General features: G+C 43.6%; 4 protein-coding genes. 3 read left to right on the top strand and 1 reads right to left on the bottom strand.

Annotation, left to right across the window (positions count from 1 at the left end; translation table 11 throughout):
• Nucleotides 1–224: 224 nt before the first annotated feature.
• Nucleotides 225–1,163 carry a DnaJ domain-containing protein gene (locus QZU58_RS10065; RefSeq protein WP_093143018.1) on the bottom strand — a complete coding sequence of 313 codons (939 nt, stop codon included), beginning with the start codon at nt 1,161–1,163 and terminating at the stop codon, nt 225–227.
• 143 nt (nt 1,164–1,306) lie between these two features.
• Here QZU58_RS10065 and QZU58_RS10060 point away from each other — a divergent pair, with 143 nt between their 5' ends.
• The 3 genes from QZU58_RS10060 (at nt 1,307) to QZU58_RS10050 (ending at nt 3,025) form a co-directional block, all read left to right on the top strand.
• A complete protein-coding gene (locus QZU58_RS10060) occupies nt 1,307–1,612 on the top strand; it encodes a hypothetical protein (RefSeq protein ID WP_294463354.1) in 306 nt (101 codons plus the stop codon).
• 163 nt (nt 1,613–1,775) lie between these two features.
• Nucleotides 1,776–2,015, top strand: a complete 240-nt coding sequence (locus QZU58_RS10055) for a hypothetical protein (protein ID WP_093143023.1) — start codon at nt 1,776–1,778, stop codon at nt 2,013–2,015.
• A 68-nt stretch (nt 2,016–2,083) separates the two neighbouring features.
• Entirely contained in the window at nt 2,084–3,025 is a 942-nt protein-coding gene (locus QZU58_RS10050) for a hypothetical protein (protein ID WP_294496473.1), read from the top strand.
• The last annotated feature ends 599 nt before the right edge of the window (nt 3,026–3,624 follow it).

The following is a 3,624-nucleotide window of genomic DNA, read 5'->3' as shown; positions in this document are numbered from 1 at the left end:
TCAAATAACTGGTATTTTTAAAAGTGAATCACGATGGCAAATTCTTTAGTAATTTTAAAAGTTCTCACAAGGATTTGGCGAAAAACTCGAAAGTCAGGTATTATCATGTTCAGGGGGCTACTATACTTTATATAGTGAGGCAAAAAAGCCTGTTTGTTCACGAATTAAGCATATCGGAAAGCGGATACCGTCCCTGCTCATATTCTGTTTTCTGAAGAAAAGCATCAGAAACCGCGACGTTTTTTTACAATATCGTACGCCTGATTGATTTCCTTGGTCTTTTCCTCATATACCGAAACCATATCCTCCGGAAGCCCCTTGGCCTTAATCAGATCCGGGTGATATTTTTTAATGAGTCTTCTGTAGGCGCGCGACACCTCTCCCGCCGTTGAGTTTTCAGTCACGCCGAGAAGGCGGAGCGCATCCTCATAATTTCCTTCGCTTTCGGCAGACTTTCTTTTTCTGCCGCCGAATTCGTCACGCTGATTTCTGCCGGTGTAGGTATAGGAATAATCATGGAAACTGTGACTGTAAAACTCCCTGCTTTTTTCCTCGTCAGGTTTTCTGGATGCCTCTTCGAAGGTATACGATTTCATTTCCCTGATGAGAGCATCAACTTCCTCCACGGTTACGAAAAGAGCATTGGCAATCTCCTTTACTCTTTTCTCCTCTTCAGGAATTATCTTATTGTCGGCAAGAGCCATGAACACCATGAAGGAGACAACCTTGACGTAGGCATCATGGTCTCCGGAATATGCCCTGAGTATTATGTCTATGTCAACATGCGGATCATAACCGTAGCTGCAACCCGTACCGTATGCATATTTAAGTATGGTGTTGTAACGGGGATCAAGGCGGTTTATGACGTTATCCGCACTGGCGTTCTCTCGGGGAGTAACCGCCGGATTTCCCCTGGCGATGTAGCCGAGAATGCGCATGATGGCGGACTTGGTATCAATGTCCCTTGAAGTTTCGGACGACTTTCTCCGATCTGAACCGGAACGGCCGTATCCCTTTTTGATTTTATCCTCTTCTTTTTCTTCTCTGTCTGTTGAATGCGAGCTGAAATAAACCTTATAAAATAACACGGCGACAACTATCACAAAAATAATCGGCATGTATAATTTGCTGATAAAATCAAGAATCCAAACAAAAAGAACCATAAGTTATGTCAAATACGGGGAATAAAAAACGCTGTTTCGAATAATTTCAGTAATATATCACCATCAGTAATAATTTCATTTCTTTTATGTCAGATATGTCTGATTTCGAGAAGATGTTCAATTTTGTACCGGAGCTTTCCTGAATGAATCAGCAGCGGAAGAGGCTCGCCTTCACCTGTCAGGGCAACAGCTGCCGCAACGATTTTTTATGCGTGATTTTTATTGCTCCGGAAATCATAAAAGCAGTTGAAAAACAGAATTATAAGGACATCGCATTAATACTTCTTGTAACGGGAGGATTATCCGCTTTATCGTCAAACCGGCTGAAGTATGGCGGTCATTGTCATGATTGCGGTATTCATCCTGCTTCTGATAATTATTCCCCACTGCATATCAGGTCTGACGATATTCAGCAGATGGATGAAAACGCATCCTTAATACAGTGGTAAAGGGAACAAGATCAGACGTTCCTGTCTTAACGGTTATGCGTTTGAATGCGCCTGTTTCAGTCTGGTAATAGGTTCTGAATATATTCATGCCTGTGACGGCCGCATATACAGAGAGGCAGGAGAAGAAAAATCATTCCTCGTCACACCGGATCAGTTTCAGGTCATGATCATAATGATGCGGTTCTATCCGGACATGCCTGCAGACAATCCTCACTATATCAGCATAGAAGCACCTCGCGGTTATATCTCCGCAGACTGGCATACCTCAGCTCCGGTTCCGGGACAGGCCGGATACAGACTGATTCAAGCGCTGTCCGTATCGAATCCGGAAAGAACTGCATGTTCCGGTTCCGGATCTGATTCACGATTAATCATGTTCCGGCAGTACGGCATGAATGTTTAAATCAGATATTCCGATCTATAATAGACATGTAAGTCGAAGTTGAAATATGGTTTAATCCGGAGATCTGCATGAAGAACTCATTCAGAAATTTTTCAGAGAAAACGGTCTGCATTGCTCTGTCACTGACGGCCATGACTCTTACCACGGACGTTTATGCGGGATTCAGCGAAGGAAATCAGAAAGCCGGTCTGGTAGCCGTGTACACGGTAAAAGACAGTTTCGCATATCCGGAAGCCTTCTACGGCAAACAGTTTCTTGACGATAACGGCAGAATAAAAGCCATGTTATATCTCGCCGACTATCCGAAGAATCTCACGAATCACCATAAGATAGCCGCCACGCTGGTGCCGAAGGTATTCGGATGCACCGGCATTGAGGTTGCTCCTCCGCCTCAGGACGATGATTTCATCGATGATCACGCATCTTTTAAAAACTGCAGAATATCCGATGACCTTAGCTATAACGGCGACATATACGTTTCCGGAGGTTTTTATCAGATTATAGTTCATACTCCTGATTTTCCGGAAAACTTCATATCCGAAATAATGGAATACGACGAAAGCTTTCAGCTGAGTCTTGCGGCTCAGGACTATCCGTCGGCTGAAGCTCCGTCAGCAAACCATGATTCTCTTTCCGTTCCTCAAGGATACGTGATTCTCCCGACTTTCAGATATCCGGATTTTCATGAAATGCCTGATATTGCCAGGACGTTTATCAATCCTGAAACCCGACAGCTGTTCAGCTATGTCATCCTCAGAAAAAGCAGTCCGGGAGACAGGGTTCCTGCCGAGGAAATACAGGATTTCTGTCAGAACACCATACCACTCGAAAAAGCGGGGAATTCAGCCGGACTGTATACATTCAGAGACTGCACGTCACCGCAGTACAGTGTTCCCGTTATTACAGACGGTTCGATTTTACAGCAGCCTGACGGAAGCCTGATATTTGAGATTCACAGCAGAAATATTACTGATGCGGAGCTTGAAACCTTTATGAAAAATCTAAAGTAGATTCCTGCGCCGCATAAATTCCGGTGCGCAGTCAGATATAAGACACGTCTCCATCAATCGCACCGTTACGGTATTCCTGACACGATCCGGCAGCCCGTATGTGCCGGATCAGACACCATCCACAGCCGGCGTATGGTGTGTTTCATTGTCTCTATCCTGCAGTTATGTGAAAAAGCCGGTTTATGAAGGTTATTTAACTTTGAATTCAACTTCACTGAGTCTATTTGAGTCTTCTTGAGACACATCAAAAATACCCGCTGAACAAAGACCTTTTTCAAGACAACCTGACTTTGAGGAAACAGGACAATCCAATCGACCTGACTCATGATCAGATGAACAGTCATATATCCTTTCTGTGACGGAAATGGAAGAACCGGACGAATTGTAAATATTTTGTACCTCATTCAACAATGGCTGTTAGATACACCTATACCGTATCTGTCCAGATACATCAATCAGAACAGGAGCGAGTACTGTAAGTGCATGCAAAATGTAAGAGACCGCTATTTTGGATCTATAAAAACCTATAAAATAAATTTTTTACCAAATTAAGCCTTCATCGCCAGATTTGCTAGCTGATTCTTATTTAAGTCAGCCAG

The organism is uncultured Ruminobacter sp., from assembly GCA_902764345.1.
Classification (GTDB): domain Bacteria; phylum Pseudomonadota; class Gammaproteobacteria; order Enterobacterales; family Succinivibrionaceae; genus Ruminobacter.
Note: the sequence above shows the minus strand (reverse complement) of the source record. Positions and strands in the feature narration are given on the sequence as shown.

What these genes read in the sequence shown, in the direction of transcription:
- QZU58_RS10065 (WP_093143018.1), bottom strand. Translation starts at nt 1,163, where the DNA reads ATGGTTCTTTTTGTTTGGATTCTTGATTTTATCAGCAAATTATACATG.
- QZU58_RS10060 (WP_294463354.1), top strand. Translation starts at nt 1,307, where the DNA reads ATGAATCAGCAGCGGAAGAGGCTCGCCTTCACCTGTCAGGGCAACAGC.
- QZU58_RS10055 (WP_093143023.1), top strand. Translation starts at nt 1,776, where the DNA reads ATGATCATAATGATGCGGTTCTATCCGGACATGCCTGCAGACAATCCT.
- QZU58_RS10050 (WP_294496473.1), top strand. Translation starts at nt 2,084, where the DNA reads ATGAAGAACTCATTCAGAAATTTTTCAGAGAAAACGGTCTGCATTGCT.